The organism is Ideonella sp. (assembly GCF_035254525.1).
Lineage (GTDB): Bacteria > Pseudomonadota > Gammaproteobacteria > Burkholderiales > Burkholderiaceae_C > Ideonella.
Map to the genome: position 1 here is coordinate 1 of NZ_DATFAN010000195.1, position 22,676 is coordinate 22,676.

At 65.4% G+C, this 22,676-nt stretch carries 20 protein-coding genes; 19 read left to right on the plus strand and 1 reads right to left on the minus strand.

The annotated features are described in order from the left end of the window. The 11 genes from VJ693_RS21150 to VJ693_RS21200 all read left to right on the plus strand — a co-directional run. On the plus strand, window positions 1–555 hold a 555-nt coding region (locus tag VJ693_RS21150; protein WP_324157466.1), incomplete at its 5' end, for an SDR family NAD(P)-dependent oxidoreductase. 13 nt (window positions 556–568) lie between these two features. Beyond that, the gene (locus VJ693_RS21155; RefSeq protein ID WP_324157468.1) at window positions 569–1,606 is read left to right on the plus strand and encodes a glycosyl hydrolase; all 1,038 of its coding nucleotides are present in this window, start codon (window positions 569–571) and stop codon (window positions 1,604–1,606) included. 11 nt (window positions 1,607–1,617) lie between these two features. Continuing rightward, window positions 1,618–2,121 carry a VOC family protein gene (locus VJ693_RS21160; RefSeq protein ID WP_324157469.1) on the plus strand — a complete coding sequence of 168 codons (504 nt, stop codon included), beginning with the start codon at window positions 1,618–1,620 and terminating at the stop codon, window positions 2,119–2,121. Between the two features lie 98 nt (window positions 2,122–2,219). Next, a complete protein-coding gene (locus VJ693_RS21165; RefSeq protein ID WP_324157471.1) occupies window positions 2,220–2,825 on the plus strand; it encodes an amino acid synthesis family protein in 606 nt (201 codons plus the stop codon). Window positions 2,826–2,844: 19 nt separating this feature from the next. Continuing rightward, on the plus strand, window positions 2,845–3,750 hold the full coding sequence (locus tag VJ693_RS21170) for an alpha/beta hydrolase (RefSeq protein ID WP_324157472.1): 906 nt from the start codon (window positions 2,845–2,847) through the stop codon (window positions 3,748–3,750). Further along, window positions 3,747–5,375 carry a bifunctional 3-(3-hydroxy-phenyl)propionate/3-hydroxycinnamic acid hydroxylase gene (locus VJ693_RS21175; protein ID WP_324157473.1) on the plus strand — a complete coding sequence of 543 codons (1,629 nt, stop codon included), beginning with the start codon at window positions 3,747–3,749 and terminating at the stop codon, window positions 5,373–5,375. Before VJ693_RS21170 ends, VJ693_RS21175 begins: the two co-directional genes overlap by 4 nt. A gap of 2 nt (window positions 5,376–5,377) precedes the next feature. Continuing rightward, window positions 5,378–5,698: an NIPSNAP family protein gene (locus VJ693_RS21180; RefSeq protein ID WP_324157474.1), complete on the plus strand. Its 321-nt coding sequence runs from the start codon at window positions 5,378–5,380 to the stop codon at window positions 5,696–5,698. Further along, window positions 5,695–7,140 carry an NAD-dependent succinate-semialdehyde dehydrogenase gene (locus tag VJ693_RS21185; protein ID WP_324157476.1) on the plus strand — a complete coding sequence of 482 codons (1,446 nt, stop codon included), beginning with the start codon at window positions 5,695–5,697 and terminating at the stop codon, window positions 7,138–7,140. Before VJ693_RS21180 ends, VJ693_RS21185 begins: the two co-directional genes overlap by 4 nt. Before the next feature lie 47 nt (window positions 7,141–7,187). After that, window positions 7,188–7,754, plus strand: coding sequence for an NAD(P)H-dependent oxidoreductase (locus VJ693_RS21190; RefSeq protein WP_324157477.1), 567 nt, complete (start codon window positions 7,188–7,190; stop codon window positions 7,752–7,754). Between the two features lie 47 nt (window positions 7,755–7,801). Continuing rightward, window positions 7,802–9,247: an NAD-dependent succinate-semialdehyde dehydrogenase gene (locus tag VJ693_RS21195; protein WP_324157479.1), complete on the plus strand. Its 1,446-nt coding sequence runs from the start codon at window positions 7,802–7,804 to the stop codon at window positions 9,245–9,247. 50 nt (window positions 9,248–9,297) lie between these two features. Further along, a complete protein-coding gene (locus tag VJ693_RS21200; protein WP_324157481.1) occupies window positions 9,298–10,770 on the plus strand; it encodes an APC family permease in 1,473 nt (490 codons plus the stop codon). An 11-nt stretch (window positions 10,771–10,781) separates the two neighbouring features. Here VJ693_RS21200 and VJ693_RS21205 read toward each other — a convergent pair whose 3' ends face one another. Beyond that, on the minus strand, window positions 10,782–11,765 hold the full coding sequence (locus VJ693_RS21205; protein ID WP_324157482.1) for a helix-turn-helix domain-containing protein: 984 nt from the start codon (window positions 11,763–11,765) through the stop codon (window positions 10,782–10,784). A gap of 207 nt (window positions 11,766–11,972) precedes the next feature. Between VJ693_RS21205 and VJ693_RS21210 the strand changes: the two genes are divergently transcribed. The 8 genes from VJ693_RS21210 (at window position 11,973) to VJ693_RS21245 (ending at window position 22,673) form a co-directional block, all read left to right on the plus strand. Next, entirely contained in the window at window positions 11,973–13,424 is a 1,452-nt protein-coding gene (locus VJ693_RS21210) for an aldehyde dehydrogenase family protein (RefSeq protein ID WP_324157505.1), read from the plus strand. Window positions 13,425–13,444: 20 nt separating this feature from the next. Then, a complete protein-coding gene (locus VJ693_RS21215) occupies window positions 13,445–14,089 on the plus strand; it encodes a cytochrome b (protein ID WP_324157484.1) in 645 nt (214 codons plus the stop codon). Beyond that, complete coding sequence (locus VJ693_RS21220; protein WP_324157486.1) at window positions 14,086–14,706, plus strand: nitroreductase family protein; 621 nt, start codon at window positions 14,086–14,088, stop codon at window positions 14,704–14,706. Before VJ693_RS21215 ends, VJ693_RS21220 begins: the two co-directional genes overlap by 4 nt. Window positions 14,707–14,807: 101 nt before the next feature. Then, the gene (locus VJ693_RS21225) at window positions 14,808–16,214 is read left to right on the plus strand and encodes a DUF1329 domain-containing protein (protein ID WP_414652337.1); all 1,407 of its coding nucleotides are present in this window, start codon (window positions 14,808–14,810) and stop codon (window positions 16,212–16,214) included. Window positions 16,215–16,250: 36 nt separating this feature from the next. Then, window positions 16,251–17,900 (plus strand): DUF1302 domain-containing protein, encoded by a 1,650-nt coding sequence (locus VJ693_RS21230; protein WP_414652336.1) that lies wholly within the window; start codon window positions 16,251–16,253, stop codon window positions 17,898–17,900. Between the two features lie 5 nt (window positions 17,901–17,905). Beyond that, window positions 17,906–20,278 (plus strand): efflux RND transporter permease subunit, encoded by a 2,373-nt coding sequence (locus VJ693_RS21235; protein WP_324157491.1) that lies wholly within the window; start codon window positions 17,906–17,908, stop codon window positions 20,276–20,278. Between the two features lie 17 nt (window positions 20,279–20,295). Then, window positions 20,296–21,309: a WD40/YVTN/BNR-like repeat-containing protein gene (locus tag VJ693_RS21240; protein ID WP_324157492.1), complete on the plus strand. Its 1,014-nt coding sequence runs from the start codon at window positions 20,296–20,298 to the stop codon at window positions 21,307–21,309. A 71-nt stretch (window positions 21,310–21,380) separates the two neighbouring features. Next, on the plus strand, window positions 21,381–22,673 hold the full coding sequence (locus tag VJ693_RS21245) for a D-amino acid dehydrogenase (protein ID WP_324157494.1): 1,293 nt from the start codon (window positions 21,381–21,383) through the stop codon (window positions 22,671–22,673). Window positions 22,674–22,676 lie beyond the last annotated feature (3 nt).

Consider the following 22,676-nt stretch of genomic DNA (forward strand, 5'->3'; position numbering starts at 1 on the left):
GAGGTGTTCGGCCGCATCGACATTCTGGTCAACGGCGCCGCGCATCCCGGCGGCCTGGTGCGCAGCGAACTGGCCGATGCCGATCCCCAGGGCCTGCTGCAGGACATCGACATCAAGGTGGTCGGCTACCTGCGCTGCAGCAAGGCAGCGGCGCCGTACATGCGCCGGCACGACTACGGCCGGATCATCAACATCGGCGGCCTCACCGGCCGCGGCAGCAAGCAGCTCTCGGGCATGCGCAACGTGGCCATCGTGCACATGACCAAGACGCTGTCCGATCAGCTCGGTCCCGACGGCATCACGGTCAACACCATCCACCCCGGCGTCGTCGAGACTCCGCACATCCACGAGCTGTACGAGAAGGAAGCCCAGAAGCAGGGCCTGACCGCTGCGCAGGTCGAGGCCAACTACGTCAAGGTCACGCCGATCCGCCGCGTGCTCCAGCCCGAAGAGATGGGTTGGATCATCGCCTTCCTCGCGTCGCCCCGTTCCGCATCGATCACAGGCGAATCGCTCGGCTGCGACGGCGGGCTGACACGCGGCATCTTCCTCTGAAGGGACCAAGGACATGGACTTCACCCTCATGGTGGCGACCGCGGGCCAGGGCATCCTGCGCAGCAACGACGAAGGCAAGACCTGGCATCGCCTCGGGCTCAAGGAGGCCATCGAGTTCGACGGCGTGGTGCGTGCGCTCGCGGTGGACCCGACGAACCCCAAGCGCGTCTACGCGGGCGCCGACGCCGGCCTGTGCGTCAGCGAGGACGGCGGCGCGCACTGGCGACTGGCCAAGGGCCCCATCACCGGCATGACGGTGTGGTCCATCGCGATCGATCCCAACGACCCCAAGGTGCTCTATGCCGGCACGGGTGCGCCCTCTCGCTCGGCGTTGTTCAAGTCCACCGATGCCGGCGAGACGTGGTCGCGCCTGCCACCCGAGATGCCCGAGTTCTGCCAAGGCGTCAACCGCCCGCGCATGCTCACCATCTGCGTGGATCCCGACGACAGCCAGCAGGTCTGGTTCGGTGTCGAGGAAGGAGGCGTCTGGCGCAGCCGGGACGGCGGACATGAGTTCGAGCGCCTGGACAACCCGCACAAGCCGATCCGCAGCTCCGACATCCACGCCATCACCATCCTGCGCGCCACGGCGACCCATCCCAAGACCACCATCGTGCTGACGGTCAATGCAGTCCATGTCAGCGACGACGATGGGGCCACCTGGGACGGCCATCTGTCCAAGCAGCGCTTCGACGGGCTCTACTACACCCGCACGGTAGCGCCCATCGCCCGGTCCGAAACGGAATTGCTGCTCGCGATCGGCGATGGCACGCCGGGCACCAAGACCCGCCTGATGCGCTCCACCGACCGCGGGCATCACTGGACCGAAACCGAGCTCGAGACGGCGCCGAACTCGACGTTCTGGGCCATTGGCGTGCACGACGCCGACCCGCGCCGACTCTATGCCGGCACCAAGTACGGCGACCTGTTCCGCTCGACCGATGGTGGGCGCAGCTGGCAGAAGGAGTGGCGCGAGTTCCCCGAGATCACGGCGGTTGCCTGGACGCCGACGAAGGCGCCCCTGGTGGCGCACGCGCAATCGACCGAATGAGGAGCACGACGATGACCCATGATGATCGCGTGCCGCCCATCACCGCCGACACGACGCTGCCCAAGCCGCGAGTCGTGCGCACGCATGTTGCGCTGTATGTGCGCGATCCGGAGATCTCCTGCCGCTGGTATGCGCAGGTGCTCGGCATGGAAGAAGTCGCACGCGAGCCGCGCTGGGTCTTCATGTCCTTCGGGAAGAAGCACCACGACATCGCGCTCATCAAGGCGCAGACGCCGGCCGAGATCGGCACCATCGGCCTGCAGCACTACGGCCTGGAGATCGACGGCGACCTCGACGAGCTGCGCCGCCTCTACGGCATGCTTCTGCGCCGCCATGTGACCATCGTGAAGATCACCGATCACAAGGCAGGCGTCGGCGTGTACTTCACCGATCCCGATGGGAACCGCCTCGAGTTCTTCTGCGAAACGGCCACCGACGACGCCCAGGGCAAGCGCCTCATGACCGAGTACAGCGCGGCCAGCGATCCGATCCACCTCGATCCGATCTTCGACTGAGACGACGAAGCGAGGCGCCCGTGAACTTGGGCAGCGCACATGGGCCTCGCGGCCTCTGAACGTCTGTCCAACCACTTCCTATTTCCACCGAATCTGCCATGACCAAAGCTCCGAATTTCGACGCCTTCCACATCCGCAAGTGGTACCTGCAAGTCGAGGAGACGCTCGCCACCGAAAGCGGCGCGCGCGCCGACGGTGAGCCGCTGCGCAAGTTCGTCGTCGCGGCCTGCCTGCACAACCCCTACGCCGGCCGCTACGAGCAGGACCTCGGCGGCTGGATCGAGGCTTCACCGGCCCTCGGTCGGGAGTTCGGCCGGCGCATCCAGGCCGCTTCCGCGGGTCAACGCATCGAGAGCTATGGCAAGGCCTGCCTGGTGGGAACGGATGGTGACTACGAGCACGGCAACGCGCTGCTCACGAACCCGGCGGCCAACCCCGTGCGCGACGCCCTCGGCGGCGGCAAGTCATGGGTGCCGTCAACCGGCAAGCGCGGCGGCCCGGGGACGATCCTGGACGTCCCCCTCGCCCACAAGGACGCGCTGTACGTGCGTTCGCACTACGACACGATCAGCGTCAGCTTCAACGACGCGCCAAGCCGCGACGAGGTGCTGATCGTGTGGGCGTTCGCCACGCGCGGCCGGCTGAACGCGCGCCTGGGCGGTCTCAAGGCGAGCGAGGTCAAGGGCCAGGACGGCCTGGTCTGAGCATCGACGTCGCGATTGCATGAACCCCGGCATGACGACACAGGCACCGACGCACGCCAGAGAGGGCTGGGTCGCCCGCGACGGTTTGCGGCTGCACTACATCGAATGGGGTGCACTGTCGGCACCGACCATCGTCGCACTGCACGGGCTGCGCAGCTTCGCCTACACCTGGGAGCCCGTGGCATTGCCGCTGGCGCAGCGCTTTCGCATCGTCGCGCTGGACCAGCGCGGTCGAGGGCAAAGCGATTGGGATCCGCAGCGACGCTACTACGCATCGGAGTACGTCCGCGATCTCGAAGCGCTGGTCGAGCATCTAGATCTGCAGCGTTTCGTGCTCCTCGGGCATTCCATGGGCGGCGCCAATGCCTTCATCTATGCGTCGCGGCATCCCGATCGACTGGCCGGGCTCGTGATCGAGGACATGGGGCCCGGCGCTTCGGCCACTTCCGCGGGCGCGGACAGGATCCGACGCGAGCTTCTCGCGACGCCTGCCGAATTCGCCAGCTGGGACGCGGCCGCGGCCTTCTGGCGGCGACAGCGGCCCGACATCCCGGAAACCGCAGTTCAGGCACGTGTGCAGCATTCGATGAAGGCATTGAACGACGGCCGCATCGTCTGGCGGCACGACGCGCAAGGCATCGCCCACGCGCGGCTGCATGCGACGCCGCAGCAACTGGTCGATCTGTGGCCGCATGTCGAGGCACTCGAGGTGCCAACGCTCGTGCTTCGCGGCGCGAACTCGGATTTCCTGTCGGCTCGGACCGCAGCCGAGATGTCACAGCGAAATGCACACGTCCTGACTCGGGAGGTCCCGATGGCAAGTCACTACGTCCACGACGACAACCTGCCCGGATTCGAGTCGGCGCTGCACGCGTTTCTCGGCGCGCCGGACTTGGCCACGTGGGCGCGGGGTGGCAGGCCATGAACGCGCCACGCGTTCGCCGCGCGTCGGTCGCCATCGTCGGTGGCGGTCCCAATGGCATCGCCGCGGCCAACCTGTTGGGCGCCTACGGCATCGACACCGTGGTCATCGAGCGCGAGACACAGATCCTCGAGTACCCGCGCGCGGTCGGCATGGACGATGAGGCGCTGCGACTGTTCCAGACCGTCGGTCTGGCCGAGCCGCTGCTGCGCGACATGATCCAGAACGTGCCGATGCGCATGTTTCGCGCCGACGGCAAGTGCTTCGCGCACATCCGGCCTGCGACGCGCGAGTTCGGTTGGTGGCGGCGCAACATCTTCATGCAGCAGCTGGCCGAGAAGACGCTGCGCCAGGGGCTGGCGCGCTATCCGAACGTCGAGCTGCGTCTGGGCGAGGAAGTGATCGCGCTGGCCCAGAACGACCGCCAAGTCACGCTGCAGGTTCGAACTGCCGACGGTAGGACTTGCTCGATCGAGGCGGACTACTGCATTGCGGCCGACGGTGGCCGCAGCCCGATGCGCGAGATGCTCGGTGTCAAATTGGTCGGCGTGACCCATCCCATCCAGTGGGTCGTGGTCGACGTGAGAAACGCCGATGTCGATGCACCGTACACGGCGCTCAACTGCGATCCGCGGCGCCCGAACGTGTGCATCTACCTGCCCTACGGCTACCGTCGCTGGGAGTTCCTGGTGTACCCGCACGAGGATGCACAGGCCATCGCGGAACCCGATGCCGTGCGGCGTCTGCTCCAGCCGTATGTCGCCGATCCGAGCAGGCTGGAAATCGTGCGGGCACGCACGTACACCCATCACTCGCGGGTCGCGCAACGGTTCGTCGTAGGACGCGTGGCGCTCATCGGCGACGCCGCGCACCTGACGCCGCCCTGGATAGGCCAAGGCTTGAACGCCGGTCTTCGAGATGCAGGCAATCTCGCGTGGAAGCTGGCAGGCATCGTGCAAGGGCGCCTGGACCCTTCCGTCCTGGCCAGCTATGAACATGAGCGCCACGCTCACAGCAAGGCCATGATCGACCTGGCCGACACTTTCGGCGCGCTCCTGATGCCGACCAACCGCGTCAAGGCGTGGCTGCGTGACGCGTTCTTCAGCGCCATCAGACTCTGGCCCGGCATTCGTGACTACGTCCTTCAGATGCGCTTCAAGCCGATGCCCAGCTATCGCCAGGGCGTCGTCGTAGCACCCGAGGGGGCAGATGCGGTCGGAAGAATGCTCATCCAGCCCGATGTGGAAGACGCCTCGGGCGCGCGCCGCAAGCTCGACGATGTGCTCGGGCCGTGGTTCGCAGTGCTCGGGTGGCAGCTGGATCCGCGCGGCGCTCTGAGCCCTGACGACCGCCAGTTCTGGGTGGACTTGGGCGCGCGCTTCGTCCAGGTGCGCCGCTCGCGCTGCGCCGACATGCCGGCGTCGAAGGACGATGCCGGTTCCGCCTGCGTGCAGGACGTCGACAACAGCCTCGCGGACTGGTTCGCGGCACACCCGGGAACCATGCTCGTCGTCAGGCCAGACCGCTATATCGCGGCGCAGTTCAACCCCGACCAGGCGAGCTCGGTGACGCGGCAATTCCGCGCATTCACGCCGGCCGCAATGCACTCACAGAGGATGGCTGCCTGACCATGTTCGTCGAACAACGTGTCTATTCGCTCGTGCCCGGCGGCACGGCCGAGTACATCAGGCTCTACGAAGAGCTCGGTCGATCGATCCAGGAGCGAATCCTGGGCGAGATGCTGGGCTACTACACCCGCGAGGTCGGTGAGCTCAATCAGCTCGTCTACTTCTGGTCGTTCACGTCGATGGACGAGCGCGCGCGACGCCGAGCCGAGCTCGCCGCCGACGCGGACTTCAAGCTCTTCCGCGGAAAGATCAGGCACCTGGTCGTGAAACAGGAGAACTCCATCCTCGTGCCAGCGGCACCCCCCAAGAAAGTCCCGACATGAGCCATGCGCCTGCCTATGAATCACTCGCCATGTTCATCGACGGCGAGTTCATCGATGCGGACAGCCGGGCGACACAGCCTGTGCTGAATCCGGCCGACGGAAGCGTGCTGGGGCATTTGCCGCGCGGGACCGCCGATGACTTCGACCGTGCGCTCCACGCGGCGCAGCGGGCGTTCCTCGCCTGGCGGCGCGAGTCGCCGCTCAAGCGCTCCGACATCCTGCGCCGCGCAGCGCAACTCACGCGCGAACGTGCTCCGCAGATCGCGCGCAACATCACACTCGACCAAGGCAAGCCGCTGGCAGAAGCCACCATCGAAGTGTCGTCCAGCGCGGAACACGCCGAGTGGCACGCCGAGGAGGGGCGGCGCATCTACGGTCGCATCGTGCCGCCGCGCTCGCCGGATGTGCGCCAGTTGGTGCTGCGCGAGCCGATCGGCGTGTGCGCCGCCTTCTCGCCCTGGAACTTTCCATTCAACCAGGCGCTGCGCAAGGTCGTGGCCGCCCTGGCCAGCGGATGCACCTTGATTCTCAAGGGCCCATCGGAAGCGCCCAGTGCAATCGTCGCGCTCGCACGCATCTTCCACGATGCCGGCCTGCCGCCAGGCTGTTTGAATGTGGTCTGGGGCTCGGCCGACCAGATCTCGCGGCAACTGGTGGAGTCGCCCATCGTGCGCATGATGTCGTTCACGGGCTCGTCGCCCGTCGGCAAGCAACTCGGCGCACTGTGCGGGCAGCACATGAAACGCATGACGATGGAACTGGGCGGCCATGCACCGGTGATCGTGTGTGCCGACGCCGATATCGAGCGCGCAGCCGACATGCTGGCTCCCTACAAGTTCCGCAACGCGGGCCAGGTCTGCGTGTCGCCGACCCGCTTCCTGGTGCAACGGCCGGTCTTCGATCGCTTTGTGTCGCGCTTCCTGGAGCGCACCCGCGCCATCCGCGTCGGCTCGGGGCTCGAGAACGGCGTCGCCATGGGACCTGTCGCGAGCGAGCGCAGGCTCAAGGAGATGCAGGCCTTTGCGGCGGATGCCCGGACCACCGGCGGTGAGATCGCCGCGGGGGGCGAGCGCATCGGCACGCGCGGCAACTTCTTCGCGCCCACCGTGGTGCTCAATCCTGCAGCGTCGAGCAAGCTGATGAACGACGAACCCTTCGGCCCGATCGCGGGCATTGCGCCCTTCGACGATGTGGAGGAGGCGATCACCACCGCCAACAGCCTGCCGTTCGGTCTTGCTGCCTACGCGTTCACGACTTCCACCCGCCACGCCCATGCGCTGGCCACCGGCATCGAAGCCGGGATGGTCAACATCAACCATTTCGGCATGGCGCCGGCCGAGATTCCGTTCGGCGGGATCAAGGACAGCGGGTTCGGAAGCGAAGGCGGCACGGAGACCTTCGAAAGCTATCTCGTGACCAAGCTGGTGACCCAGCTGGGCTGACAGCCGATGCGAGTCTCACGATATCAATTTAGAAAGGCACCAAGTCAATGAGTTCCTATTCCATCGGCATCCTCGTCGGAAGCCTGCGCAAGCAATCGCTCAACCGCAAGCTCGCCAACGCGTTGATCGCGCTGGCACCCGACTCGCTCAAGCTCGAGATCGTCGAGATCGGACAGCTGCCGCACTGCAACGCCGATGATGAAGCGTCGCCGCCGCAGGTCATCGGCGATTTCAAGCGGCGCATCGAAAGCCTCGATGGCATTCTGTTCGTGACGCCGGAATACAACCGCGGCATACCGGGATTCCTGAAGAACGCCATCGACATCGCGTCTCGCCCCTACGGCAAGAACTCCTGGAGTGGCAAACCCACTGGCGTCGTCAGCGTCAGCCCCGGTGCGCTCGGCGCCTTCGGCGCCAACCACCAGTTGCGCCAGTCGTTCGTCTTCCTCGACATGCCGGCGATGCAGCAGCCCGAAGCCTACATCGGCAACGCGGCGTCGATCTTCGACGATAGAGGCCGGATCAGCAGCGAGCCGACGCGTGCGTTCGTCGTGCAATACCTGAACAGCTTCGCGCAGTGGGTTGCGAAGCACGCCTCGACCAACGCGGCCTGACCGGGCGCCCTGCACCCCTCCTGCGACACCCCATCGAATAGGCCAGCATGTTCAGCGATCCCACCCTGGTGCGTTCCAAGTGCTTCATCGACGGCGCCTGGGTCGATGCGAACGACGGCTCGACCGTTGACGTTGTCAACCCGGCAACGCATGAGCGCCTGGCCACCGTCCCGAACGCAGGCGGTGCCGAGGCGCGGACTGCGATCGTCGCCGCCGAGCGTGCGCTGCTCGATTGGCGCGAACGCACGGCCGAAGAGCGGGCGCGGCTGCTCAGGCATTGGGCCGAGCTGGTGCTGTCCCGTCAGCAGGATCTGGCGCGAATCATGACGCTCGAACAGGGCAAGCCGCTCGCCGAAGCACGCGCCGAGATCGTCTATGCCGCGTCGTACATCGAGTGGTTCGCGGAGGAGGCCCGTCGCTTGTACGGCGACGTCATTCCCTCGCCGTGGAGCGACCGAAAGCTGCTCGCGGTCAAGGAGCCCGTGGGCGTGTGCGCCGCGATCACCCCATGGAATTTCCCGGCGGCCATGATCACCCGCAAGGTGGCGCCCGCCCTGGCTGCGGGCTGCACCATCGTCGTGAAGCCGGCATCGCAGACGCCGCTGTCGGCGCTGGCGCTGGCGCGCCTGGCCGAGCTGGCGGGCATTCCACCAGGGGTCGTCAACGTCGTCACCGGCAGCGCAAGCGCCATCGGCGGCGAGCTGGCAAGCAACCCGACCGTGCGAAAGCTCTCCTTCACCGGATCCACCGAGGTCGGCCGGACCCTCGCCGCGCAATGCGCGCCCACCCTGAAGAAGCTGTCGATGGAGTTGGGGGGCAACGCGCCCTTCATCGTTTTCGACGATGCAGACCTCGACGCGGCTGTTCAAGGCGCCATGGCCTCCAAGTTTCGCAACGCAGGCCAGACCTGTGTCTGCACGAATCGCATCCTTGTCCAGAATGGTGTCCACGACGAATTCATCGAGCGAATGGCGAAGGCCGTCAAAGACCTGCGAATCGGCGACGGCACCGAACCGGACACGACCCAGGGTCCGCTCATCGACGCAGCCGCACTTGCCAAGGTCGAGGAACTCGTTGCCGACGCCCGAGCCAAGGGCGCTCGCGTGGTCACCGGAGGTCGCCGCCACCCTGCGGGAAGGACCTTCTACGAGCCAACGATCCTGGCCGGAGCGACGGCCGGGATGAACCTCGCACGCGAGGAGATCTTCGGACCGGTGGCACCGGTGTTCCGGTTCGCGACGGAGTGCGACGCAGTCGGCATGGCCAACGACACCGAGTTCGGACTGGCGGCCTATTTCTACACCCGTGACCTCTCTCGAGCGTGGCGTGTCTCCAGCCGACTCGAATACGGCATGGTGGGCATCAACAGCGGCATCGTCAGCACCGCGGTCGCACCGTTCGGCGGCGTCAAGCAGTCGGGTTATGGGCGCGAGGGCTCGAAGTACGGTATCGAAGACTATGTGCAGGTGAAGTACCTGTGCATGGGCATCTAGACGTGGGCCACCCGGTCGAATACAACCGGCATCTCGAAGGAGTCGCTGACATGGAGCAGTCCATCCCCGTGCACCCGACCGTCCGAGAGGCGGCGGTGGGTCCGTCGACCGAACTGCGGCACGCGACGCTGAGCGCAGGCTTCATCACGCTGCTCGTAATTTCGGCGGCCAGTCCGCTGAGCGTCGTGGCGGGCGGATTCCCTATCGGCATCATGCTCGGCAACGGGGCGGGGACCCCCGCCCTGGTCGTTGCCGCCTTGGCGCTGCTGCTGATGTTCGCCGCCGGCTATACCGCGATGGCGACCTGCGTGACCAGTGCGGGCGGGTTCTACGCCATGGTGACGCGCGGCCTGGGGGGCACCGCCGGCGGCGCGGCCGCCATGATCGCCATCGTCGGGTACGTGACCCTTCAGTTTGCCCTCTATGGAATCCTGGGCGGCGTGACCTCCGAAGCGCTGCAGGCCCAGTTCGGGCTCGTCGCGCCCTGGTGGCTCTGTGCGCTGATCGCAATGGCGACCGTCGCGTACTTCGGCTATCGCCAGATCGACTTCTCCGCGCGGGTACTCGGCTGCTTCGTGATCGCCGAGTACGTCGTTGTCCTCACGCTGGACTGCCTCATCCTCTTCAAAGGGGGAGCATCCGGCATCAATGCAAGCTCATTTGCGCCGAGCACGGTGGCCGGCGGCAATCCCTTCATCGGGCTGCTGTTCTGCTTTGCGGCGTTCATCGGGTTCGAAGCCACGACCATCTATGGCGAAGAGGCGAAGAACCCGAAGCGCAGCATCCCGATCGCCACCTATGCGGCGCTGATCCTGGTCGGCTGTTTCTATTCGTTCTCGCTGTGGTGCCTCGTTCTCGGAGCAGGCGCGGATCAGGTTGTCGCCACCATCACGGCCCTGAGCGATCCGACGAACTTCGTCTACGGGCTATCGCAGAAATACGCGGGCGGCGTGTTCACGATCGTTCTGCGTGGCATGTTCATCATGAGCATCTACGCCGGCCTGGTCTCGTTCCACAACTCCACGGCGCGCTACTTCTTCTCGATGGGCCGCGAGGGTCTCCTGCCGAAGGGGCTCGGCCTGACACACCCGGTCTACAAGAGCCCGCACCGGGCCTCGATACTCCAGAGCGTGCTGTGCGCCGTCGTCGTGGTCGCGTTCGCCGTTGCACGAGCCGACCCCGTGCTGACGCTCTTTGCCTGGCTCAGCAACTTGGCAACGGTATGCGTCCTTGCCTTGATGATCGGCACCGCCCTGTCCGTGGTGATCTATTTCCGCCGGAGCGCGCATGGCCATGGTGCGATGCGGATCTTCTGGCTTCCGCTGCTGGCCGCCGCCGGACTGAGCGCCGTTCTCGCGCTGGCGATCGCAAACTTCCATGTGCTCACCGGAGCGAGCCGTGCACTCTCGGCAGGCGTGCTCGCGCTCGTGCCGATTGGCGCACTGATCGGATGGCAGTCGGCGCGCCGACTGCGTGTGAAGGAACCCGCCCGCTACGCGCGCCTCGGGCAGAACCGGGACTGAAGCCGGCCGGCTCAGACCAGCGCGCTTGCCTTGCCCGTCGGGCGGCCGGTTGCCCCGTCGGCCCGACGTGTTTGCGAGGGCAGCTCGCCGAACAACTCCTGGTAGTCGGCCGCGAAATGGCTCAGATGAAAGAAGCCCCATTGGGCCGCCGCGTCGCCGATGCTCACATCACCGCCGCGCGTGCTCATCAGCTCGCGCCGCACGCCGTTGAGCCGGACGCAGCGAAGGTAGTTGATCGGCGTGGTCTCGGTGACGCTTCGAAAGCCGTTCTGAACCGATCTGCGGCTGACGCGCAGACGCTTGCAAAGATCGCCGACGCTCGGTGGATTCAGCCGATCGTCCACGGTCAGGCGATGGCACTTCTCCACGATATAGCTGCCCGGCGAACTTCCGTGCCGCTGGCGCATGTCGCATTCGGGAGCGGCCAACAGGTCCACGAGTTCGGACATCAAGGCGCCCTCCAGCCACGCCTCGGTCTCGGCGTCCAAGGCACCGGCCGAGATGACCGCCTGCTCGAACAGGCCCAACAGGCGACGGCGGCTGTCCCCCAGCCTGGCGGCCGGAATCCGCAGCACGGGCTGCTTCAACAGCACTTGCACCTGCTCGGGCCGCGACGCTGATCCGACTGCTTGCTCGAAGGCTCGCTGATCGAAGGTGATGGAGAGCAGATCCATGCCCGTCGGCATGTGGAACATGAACTCCTCGCCCCCCTGCAAGACGAAGAAGCTGCTCTCGTCCGCCTCCCTGCCCTGCACGCGAGCCGTTCCGGGCACCGCCAGCGGCACCGCGAAGCAAATTCTGCCCGACGGTGCCTCGCCGTTTTGCACTACGCGTTGGTTGATCAGCTCTCGAAAGATCTGGAACCGCTGGCCACTGAGTTGAAGCAGCGAAGTCTGCAACGAGCCGCGCGTGAGCTGGCAATAGGTCTGGCTCCAATCGCGCACGGACGCCGCGTGGAGATGAATGTCCCCGAATTGTTCGATTGACAGATTCATGTGAGAACCGGCAGAGACCTCATCCACGCAAGAACTGTGCAACGCACGGCGACGGCGGCCTACCGTGCTTTCCCCAAAGACGGCCGACGAACGCACGCGCGACCGTGCGGCACTCGAGCAAAGTGCTGATTTGGGCTAACGACGAGGCCGCCCTCGCCCGTGAAATCGCTGCACGAATACTTTGCCGCACCCATCGAGCCGATACGCATGACCCAACATCTGAAACACTTCATCGACGGCGCGCCCGTTGATTCTTCCGACGGCGCTCGCATGAGTCTCGTGAATCCGGTCGACGAGAAGGAATACGCCACCGCCGCACGAGGAACCGTGGAAGACGTTCGGCGCGCCGTTGCCGCGGCGCATGCGCAGCTCAAGGGTGGTGCATGGAGTCGACTCAACGGTGCACAGCGAGGGATGCTTCTGAGCAAGCTGGCGGACCTGGTGCAGCGCGACCTCGACATGCTTGCAGACATGGATGCCAACGCCATCGGCCGCTCGCCGATGGAGCCGCGCATGATGGACGTACCAAACGCGATCGCGAACTTGCGTGCTGCCGCCGGTTGGGCAAATCAGCTGGAAGGGCGAACGATTCCGACGAGCGGCTACATGGGCACGAAGACCCTCTCGTACACGGTCCGCGAGCCGATCGGTGTCGTGGGGGCCATCGTTCCGTGGAACTCGCCGCTGATGATCACGACGTGGAAGGTGGCAGCGCTGCTGGCCGCCGGCTGCACCGTGGTGATCAAGCCGTCCGAGGAGACGCCCCAGTCGGCATTGCATCTGGCGGCGCTGTGCCAGGAAGCAGGCTTTCCTGACGGCGCGGTCAATGTGGTCACCGGCTGTGGCGAGGTCGTCGGAAAGGCCCTTTGCGAACACCCGGACGTCGCCAAGATCAGCTTCACCGGCAGCCCGGAAGCCGGTCGCGCGATCCAGCGCATCGTCGGACCGCTGTTCAAGCGCGTTGCGCTCGAGCTCGGCGGAAAGAGTCCGCAGATCGTCTTCGACGACGCGGCGTTCGAGGACGCAGCGCGCGGCTGCGCACTCGGCATCTTCGTGAACCAGGGTCAGGTGTGCGCAGCAGGGTCGCGCATCCTGGTGCAAAAGGGCATCTCCAAGCGATTCGCCGGGGCGCTCGCTAACGCAGCGAACCAGATCAGGATCGGCAATCCGGCCGAGCCTGGCGTGCAGATGGGACCGGTGGCAAAGAAGGCACAGCAGGAGCGCGTGAACCGCTATATCCAACGGGGAATCGACGAGGGCGCTCAGCTGCTGGCCGGCGGAGTGTCGCCGTCCGGTCCGGGGTTCTTCGTGAAGCCGACCATCTTCGCCGGTGCGACGAACGACATGACCATCGCGCGAGAGGAGATCTTCGGCCCGGTGGCGACCATCATCGAGTTCGAGACCGACGGGCAGGCGATCGCGCTGGCGAACGACTCCGAGTACGGCCTGGCCGCCACGGTGTGGACCAGCAACCTCGCACGCGCACACAAGGTGGCTCAGGCCCTGGAGGTCGGCGCGGTCGGGGTGAACTGTTGGAGCCCGCTCGATGCCAACCTGCCTTGGGGCGGACTCAAGACCAGCGGCATCGGGCGCGAGGGGGGACTCGGCGGCGCGTTGGCCTTCACCGAGGAGAAGGTGATCACGGTACTCTTGCCATGACGGCACCCGGGACACGGCACATGCGCTGGAAGAACACGATCGACGCCTACGGCGGCATCCCCATGCTGTTCCACTGGTTGACGGCCGCCGCGTTCATCGCGGCCTACGTCATCGCCTACTACGTGATCTGGATCGTCGATCCGGACACGAGCGTGAAGCCTCCCCTCTTCGGCCTTGCACCAAACGGCGATCGCGTCGTGCCCATCCTGAACATTCACTGGATGCTCGGGATCAGCATCGGGTTCTTGGTGGTGCCGCGTCTGCTGTGGCGCGTCTTCGGCACCTCTCCGCAGCCGCTCGGAGAATCTCGCCGCGAGATCATTGCTGCGGACGTCGCCCACTGGGCCTTGTACGCACTGCTCATCGTGATGCCCCTTTCGGGCTACATGAACACCTATGATCCGACGGACTTCGGGCTGTTCGTGATTCCCGCCTTCAAGGACACATCGGTGTTCGCGTGGATCTCGTCCACCTTGGGCGTGGGCTGGCATGACGTCGAAAAGCCGATGGAGGCGATCCACCGCTTCACCGGGAAATGGGTCGCATGGCCTCTCGTGGTGATTCATGTCGGGGCAGCGCTGTTCCATCACTTCGTTCGCCAGGATGCCGCGCTCGTGCGAATGCTGCTCGGCCGCGCGACCCGCTGGCGCGAGACCATGCCATGAAGCGCCACCCGGCGCTGGACCTCATCAGGCAACGAATCTCGGTCAACCGCTTCGATCCGACCTTCGAGGTCGACGATGCGACGATCCGCGACCTGATCTCCTACGCCAGCGAGGCACCCAGCGCCTACAACCTGCAGAACTGGCGCTTCATCGCGGTCAAGTCGACAGTGCGCAAACGAGCCCTGATGGCGCACGCGTACGACCAGGAGAAGGTGGTTGATGCAGCGGTCACGTTCATCGTATGCGGTCTCCTCGAACCTCAGCGTGGCGTTCGTGCCGCGATGCTGCCGTTTCGCGACGACGGCCACATCGACGACGACTTTCTCGATGAATGGGCCGACGAGGCAACAGCCACGTATCGAGACAACCCGGCGATGCAGCGCGACGAAGCCATTCGATCGGCATCGCTGGCGGCGATGAACTTGATGATCGCGGCGCAGGCGATGGGACTTGCCAGCGGACCCATGATCGGATTCGACCCCAGCGCAGTGAGTACGGATTTCGATCTCGCCGACACGGAGTTCCCGGTCATGTTGATCGCTGTCGGCCGCATAGGACCGAACAACTGGCCACGCAAGCGGCGGCGTCCGGTCGATCACGTGCTGACGATCGTCTAGCGGCCTCGCCCATCCAGCAGTTGCCGATCTCGGATAGTGATGAGGCGTCTTCGTCTCTAGAGTCCCGGATCGAAGTCTCGGCCACCCGAACAGGAGAAATCATGCGTACACCCGAATTGCCGCCCGCGCCGACCGTGCGCGCGACGCTGCTGGCAGCGCTCATCGCCGGTCTGGCGTGCACCGAGCACCACGCGCTCGCCGCCGATACATCCCAACTCGACAAGCTCACGCCTTCTGGAGCGGAACGCGAGGGCAACAAGGACGGCACGATCCCCGCCTGGCAGGGCGCCGAGGCTCCGCTTGCGGGTTGGGAGTGGGGCAAGGACAGGCGCGCCTACTGGAAGCACAAGGACGAGAAGGCGCTGTTCACGATCGACGCGGCCAGCGCCGACAAGTACGCCGACAAGCTGTCCGCGGGCGAGCTGGCGATGCTCAAGCAGCGCAAGGACTATCGGATGGACGTCTACCCGTCGCACCGCACCTGCGGCGTGCCGGACTTCGTGGCGGCGAACACGCGCAAGAACCTCAGCAACAAGCCCAAGATCGGTGGGGACGGCTGGAGCCTGAAGGAAGCGACGGTGCCCGGCTTTCCGTTCCCTGTCCCGGCCAATGGGCTCGAGGCCATGTGGAACTCCAAGATGCGCTACCGCGGGATCGGCATCGACTACAAGGGAACGATCACGGCGGTGTCGCCTCGCCGCGGCGCGACGGAATGGATTCGCGCCGACTCGGAGCAGACCCTGTTCATTCCCTGGGGCGTGAAAGGCTCCAACGCCTTGTCGTCATTCCCGCCGGTGGAGTTCTATGTGTACTTCGCGTACACCGCGCCGACAGCCCTGGCCGGCCAAGCCTTGGCGATCACCCAGTACCTGAACCAGGCGGAAAACGAGACCTTCTATTACTTCCCCGGTCAACGCCGCGTGCGCCGCATGCCCACCTATTCGCACGACTCGCCGCAGATCGGCATGGAGAACCAGTACACGCTGGACGAGCCGAACGTCTTCAACGGTGCGCTCGATCGATTCGACTGGAAGCTGGTCGGCAAGAAGGAGATGTACGTCCCGTACAACGCGTTCGGGGCGTTCGATTTCAAGGCCAAGTTCGAGGACGTGGCCAAGCCCGACTTCATCGCGCAGGACCATCGCCGCTACGAGCTGCATCGGGTCTGGGTGGTCGAGGCCAGGGTGAAGGCGGGCATGCGCCACTCGGCGCCGAAGCGAATGATCTATCTCGACGAAGACAGCTGGGCGCCGCTGATGATGGACGACTTCGACGGCCAGGGAAAGCTGGCGAAGATGCGCGAAGGATTTCCGATTCCCGTGTACGAAACCGGCACCTGCGACGTGATGCCCATGGTGCAGAACAACATCGCGGAAGGCCGCTACGTCTTCGACACGCATACCGTCGGGGTCGGCAAGGACATCCGCTGGGTCACCGAACCCAATGGACCTCGGTACAAGGCTGCGTTCTACACGGCCGACAACCTGCGCGCGATCAGCGAACGCTGATCGACACGCCAAGCAAACACCGAGGAGAACTTCACAATGACGAAGAGCATGTCCTTTCGAAAGACGGCGCTGGCCGCCGCGATCTGCACCTTGGCCGGCGTAGATGCACACGCCTTCACATTCGAGTTTGACGGGGGACGCGGGAACTTCGATTCGACGGTGACCGTGGGGACGGGCATCCGCGTGAAAGAGCCTTCGTGCACGCTGATCACCGCCGGCGCGAGCGGCGACGGCGCGCCGGCCGGCTGCCTGGCGCCCACTTCCGCACTGGGTGATCAAGGCGACCTGAACTATGCCAAGGGCGATCGGTTCACCACATATCTCAAGGGCAGCCACGAGTTGCTGCTCAAGTTGCCGAACGACATCACGTTCCTGGGCCGCGCCAACTGGCTCGCGGACGCCTCGGCCACCCACACCACCGGCTACATCAGCGCCACCACGCCGCCCGCGTTGACGGACGGTCTGGCCGACGATGCGCGCAAGGATCTGCGTTTCAAGGCTCGCTTGCTGGACCTGTGGGTCAGCAAGAGCTTCCAGGTAGGTGACGAGCAGGCGCGCGTGCGCGTGGGCAACCAGGTCATCAGCTGGGGCGAAAGCCTGTTCCTGCCGGGCGGCATCAACAGCACCAATGCGATCGACATCATGCGGCTATCGCAACCTGGAACGCAGCTCAAGGAAGTGTTCCTGCCGGCGCCGATCGCCAGCGTCGCTTCGGGGCTGGGCCATGGGCTCAATGTCGAGGCGTACGTGCAAGCCCAGTGGAACGCCAACTACTTCCCGCCCACGGGCAGCTACTGGTCCGACGCCAACGGTCTGGGCAAGGGGCACGACGCCTATGGGCTGGTCGAAGTCAAGCCGAAGAATGGCGGCCAATGGGGCATGGCGCTGCGCTACCAGCCCGCAGGCACGCAGGTCAATCTCGGTGCGTATGTGCTCAACTACAACGACAAGTCGCCCAACTTCAGCATCAACGCCGGCGGCACCGGCGCCGTCGGCTGGGCCTATGCCGAGAACCGGCGCCTGTACGGCCTCAGCGCAAACCTGCCGCTGGGGGACTGGGCGATCGGCACCGAGCTCTCCTATCGTCCGCGCGACGCGGTGGCGCTGAACGCGGCCGCCAGCGGCTGCTCGTCCCAGAACGGCAACTGCTGGGTCGATGAGAAGAAGCTCCAATGGCACCTGACTGGCCTGTACAGCATGACCCCGAGCACCTCCGGCGCCGTGCTCAAGGCCTTGGGCGCGGACACGGCCACATTGATGATCGAGTCCGTGGTGGTGCGCTACCCCAATCTGAAGCAGATGTACGGACCCGATCCGATCACCGCGGGGGCGTGGGGCTGGGGCCAGGAGTTCGATCCCACCGCGTCGCCGACGCCGGTGGGGTCGAAGACTTCCTGGGGCTTCAACCTCGACTTCAGCTGGGTCTACGACGGCACGCTGATTCCCGGCTGGCAAGTCGTTCCCGAGATCTACTACTTCCAGGCGGTCAGCGGGCGCACTCCAAACGGTTCAGGCCTGTTCATGCAAGGCGCCAAGTCCGCGAACCTGACCATCAGCTTCTTGCAGAACCCCACCAAGTGGCAGGCCGCGATCAACTACGCAGCCTTCTGGGGCGGCGAGCGTGTCTTTGATCAGCCCTATCGCGATCGAAACTTCGTCGGCTTGACCTTGTCGCGCAACTTCTGATCGCCATGTCGGAGTCGCTGCTCCTGCGGGCCGTGCGCCGCGTCGAGGCTCTGGCGTTCGCGCACCGCGGCGCCATCCTCGGCGTTCTTGCCGTGCTGACGCTGGCCCTGGGCTGGTTCGCGGCCCATTTGCGCATGGACGCGGGCTTCGACAAGCAGATGCCGATCGGGCACGAGTACATCAAGACGTTCCAGACCTACCGCAGTGACGTGCTGGGTGCGAACCGCCTGAACATCGTCGTCAAGGTCCGCAAGGGAGACGTCTGGAATGCATCGGCGCTCAAGCGGCTCTACGAGGTCACGCAGGCTGTCACCTTCCTGCCCAACGTCGAGCGTCTGGGCGTGCAGTCGCTTTGGACGCCGAACAGCTTCGTCAACGAGATCACCGAGGATGGTTTCCGCGCTGACCCCCTGATCGACGGGACGATCACGCCGCAAGAACTTTCTGCCGAGACGATCGCGAACATCCGGCGTGCGACCAGCCAGGGCGGCTTCGTCGGCACGCTGGTGTCGCGCGACCAGACGAGCGCGATGATCACCGCCGAGTTGATCGAGTACGACAAGGACGGCGCGAAGCTCGACTACATCGCCTACAACCGCATCCTCGAGGACCAGATACGCGCCAAGTTCGAAGACTCCGACTACGAGATCCAGATCATCGGGTTCGCCAAGCAGATCGGCGACATCGCTGACGGCGCGCAATCGGTGCTCAAGTTCTGCGCTATGGCGCTGCTGTTGACGGCGCTCGCAGTCTACTGGTATTGCCATTCGATTCGCTTCACCTTGCTGCCCATCGCCTGCTCGCTGACCTCGCTGGTGTGGCAGTTCGGCACGCTCAGGCTGCTCGGCTACGGCCTGGACCCACTGGCGGTGCTCGTGCCCTTCCTGGTGTTCGCCATAGGGGTGTCGCACGGCGTTCAGCAGATCAATTTCATCGTGCGCCAGATCTCGCATGGCCGCTCGGCCTTCGACGCCTGCCGCGACAGTTTCACCGGACTGCTCATCCCGGGCACGCTGGCACTCGTCACCGCGTTCGTCTCCTTCATCACCCTGCTGCTCATCCCGATACCGATGGTGCGCGAGCTGGCCATCACTGCGTCACTGGGGGTAGCCTATAAGATCGTCACCAACCTGGTCATGCTGCCGGTGGCCGCGTCGTACTTCAACGTGGGCAAGGACTACGCGGACAAGGCCGTCGTCAAGCGCGAGCAACGCGCCGGCTGGCTGCGAATCCTGGCGCGCGTGGCCGAACCGCGCAACGCGCTTGTCGTGCTGGCGATCACGGCGCTGGTCTTCACGGCCGCGGTCTGGCAAAGCCGCGATCGCGTGGTCGGCACCCTGCAGCCCGGCGCGCCGGAACTGCGCGCCGACGCGCGCTTCAATCGAGACGCCGTGGCCATCTCGACGAACTACGACACCGGTCTGGACTGGCTGACCGTCATCTTCGAGGCGGCGCCGGAGTCTTGCGAGAACGTCAACGTCGGGCTGTACCAGGACCGCTTCACCTGGGCCATGCAACCGGTTGAGGGCGTCCTTTCGGTCTCCTCCTATTCGGGACAGCTGCGCCTGTACAGCGAAGGCTACAACGAGGGCAATCCGAAGATGAGCGTCGTGCCCATCGATCCCGCCAATTACGCGGCACTCTCGACCGAGATCGCGCGCATTCGTGGAACGATGCGCAAGGACTGCAGCATGACCGCGGTCCACCTGTTCCTCACAGACCACAAGGCCAGCACGATCCAGCGCGTGATCGACGCGGTGAAGGCGTTTCGCGCAGGCAACCGGATGCCCGGGATTTCGATCCGGCTGGCGTCGGGCAACGCGGGGGTTCTCGCGGCCATCGACGACGAAGTCGAGCGCAGCGAGCTGCCGATGATGCTGTACGTCTACGCCGCCATCGTGTTGCTCGTGTTCTTGGTCTACCGGGATCTGCGCGCGGTCGTCGCCTGCTGCCTCCCCTTGACCGTGGGGACCTTCATCGGCTACTGGTTCATGAAGGAGTTGCGGATCGGCCTGACGGTCGCCACGCTGCCGGTCATGGTGCTGGCGGTCGGCATCGGCGTCGACTACGCCTTCTACATCTACAACCGGCTCTTGCTTCACCTTGCCGGCGGCCAGACCATCGTGAAGGCCATCGAACGCGCGATTCTCGAAGTGGGCACCGCGACGATATTCACGGCCATCACGCTGGCCATCGGCGTGGCGACCTGGTCGTTCTCGCAACTCAAGTTCCAGGCCGACATGGGGAAGCTGCTGGCGTTCATGTTCATGGTCAACATGGTCATGGCGATGACGACACTGCCCGCCGTCGCGGTGTGGCTCGAACGGCTGTTCCCGCGCAAGAAGCCTGTACGGGCTACGGGCCTGCAACAGCACTGACGCACAGCAAGTCGAAGATGACGCTCAACGGTCTTATCCTGTCTTCATTCACCGGCCGGGGCGTAGCCGCCATCCTCGTCGCACTGGCCGGCGCGTCCTCGCAAGCGGCGGGTGCGGAAGGTTTGCCGCCGGCACCGGTGGCGGCGCCGGCCGTGCACGCCGTCAACGCGACGCAAGCGACGATGCTCGCGGCCACGCGGGCGGGCGCGCGCATCGTCGCCGTGGGAGACCACGGCATCGTTCTCCTGTCGGACGACGGCGGCAAAAGCCACCGCCAATCCAAGTCGGTGCCGCTCGATGCCACGCTCACGTCCGTTACCTTCGCCGACGGCAAGCAGGGCTGGGCTGCAGGACATTGGGGCGCCATCCTCCATACAGAGGACGGCGGAGAGACCTGGAGCCAGCAGCGCGGCGACATCAAGCAGGACCGCCCGCTGTTCGCGATCCACTTCTTCGACGCGACCCATGGCGTTGCCGTGGGTCTGTGGTCGCTCGTACTCGTGACGGAAGACGGCGGCAAAGCGTGGCAGACGGTGGAGATGCCCATCCCCGAAGGGGCCAAGAAGGCAGACCTGAACCTGCTCGGGCTGTTCGTCGACGACAAGGGCAGGCTGTTCGCCGCCGCCGAAAGAGGCATGGTGCTGCGCTCCGATGATCGAGGCAGTCATTGGGCCTACCTGCCGACCGGCTACAAGGGATCGTTCTGGACTGGCTTGGTGGCCGCCGATGGCGCGATCCTGGCTGCGGGCTTGCGTGGCTCGCTGTACCGCAGCACCGATTACGGCAGGACGTGGAGCCGCATCGACACCCAGAGCAAGTCCTCCATCACTGACCTCGCGCGGGCGGGCAGCCAGATCGTCGGCGTCGGCCTCGATGGCCTGATACTGCGCAGCGCCGACAACGGCGCGAGTTTCAAGGCCGAGGTCCGCGATGACCATGCCTCGCTGACTGCCCTCGCCTTCAACGCAGCGGGACAGCCCGTGCTGTATTCGCGCCAGGGCGTCGTGCTCCCGGACGACAAAGCGAAGTAGCGACGCGTCGGCGACTCGATCGACAACCTCACCAGCCTCGGTGCGCGCCATCGGCGGCGATACCTGACTCCATGAAAATCGCGATCCTCGGCAGCGGCGTCATCGGCACGACAGCCGCCTATTACCTCGCCAAGGCGGGCCATCAGGTCACGGTGCTCGAGCGCCAGAAAGGGCCGGCGCTCGAAACCAGCTTTGCCAACGCCGGAGAGGTCTCGCCTGGTTATTCGGCGCCCTGGGCGGGCCCAGGCGTCCCCATCAAGGCCATCAAATGGCTGCTGATGCACCACAGCCCCCTGGTCATCAAGCCCATGCTCGATGCCGCAATGTGGCGCTGGGGGGCGGCCATGCTGCGCAATTGCACCGAGGCTCGCTACCGCATCAACAAGGCTCGGATGGTCCGGCTTGCCGAATACAGCCGCGACTGCCTCAAGCAACTGCGGGCCGACACCGGCATACGCTACGACGAGCGCGCGCAGGGCACGCTGCAGCTGTTTCGCACACAGAAGCAACTCGACGGTACGGTCAAGGACATCGAGATTCTTCGGCAATACGGCGTCCCCTACGAACTGCTCGACCGCGACGGCTACTTGCGGTACGAGCCCGCATTGGCAGAGGTCAAGCACAAGTTCGTCGGTGCGCTGCGCCTGCCCGGCGACGAAACTGGTGATTGCTTCATGTTCACAGGCGCCCTGGCCGATCTGGCCGAAGGTCTGGGCGTGAAGTTCCGCTTCGACGTGGACATCCGCCGCATCAAGGGCGACGGGCTTGGAATCACCGCCATCGAGACCAGCCGGGGGCCGGTCCTGGCCGATCGCTTCCTCGTCGCGCTTGGAAGCTACTCGGCCGAGATGCTGCGCCCGCTGGGCATTCGAATCCCGGTGTATCCGGTCAAAGGGTTCTCGATCACGGTGCCGATCACGAGCGCGCACCACGCCCCCGAGTCGACGATCATGGACGAAACGCACAAGGTCGCGGTCACGCGCCTGGGGGATCGCATCCGGGTAGGCGGCACAGCGCAACTGTCGGGCTTCGACCTGGACTTGAACGAAGCGCGGCGCCGCACGCTGGAGTTCGTTGTCACCGATCTCTTCCCCCGCGGCGGCGACGTGGCGCGTGCGGATTTCTGGACCGGCCTGCGTCCGATGACGCCAGACGGCACGCCCATCGTCGGTCCCACCCCCATCCCCAATCTCTGGCTCGCCACCGGCCACGGCACCCTGGGCTGGACCATGGCTGCGGGAACGGGACGATTGCTGGCCGATTGGATGTCGGGACGAAAGACCGAGATCGACACCGAAGGGCTGACCGTCGCGCGCTATGCCGCCAGTGCCGCGAGTCCGGCGCACCGTCCGCTTCCGGCTTGAATC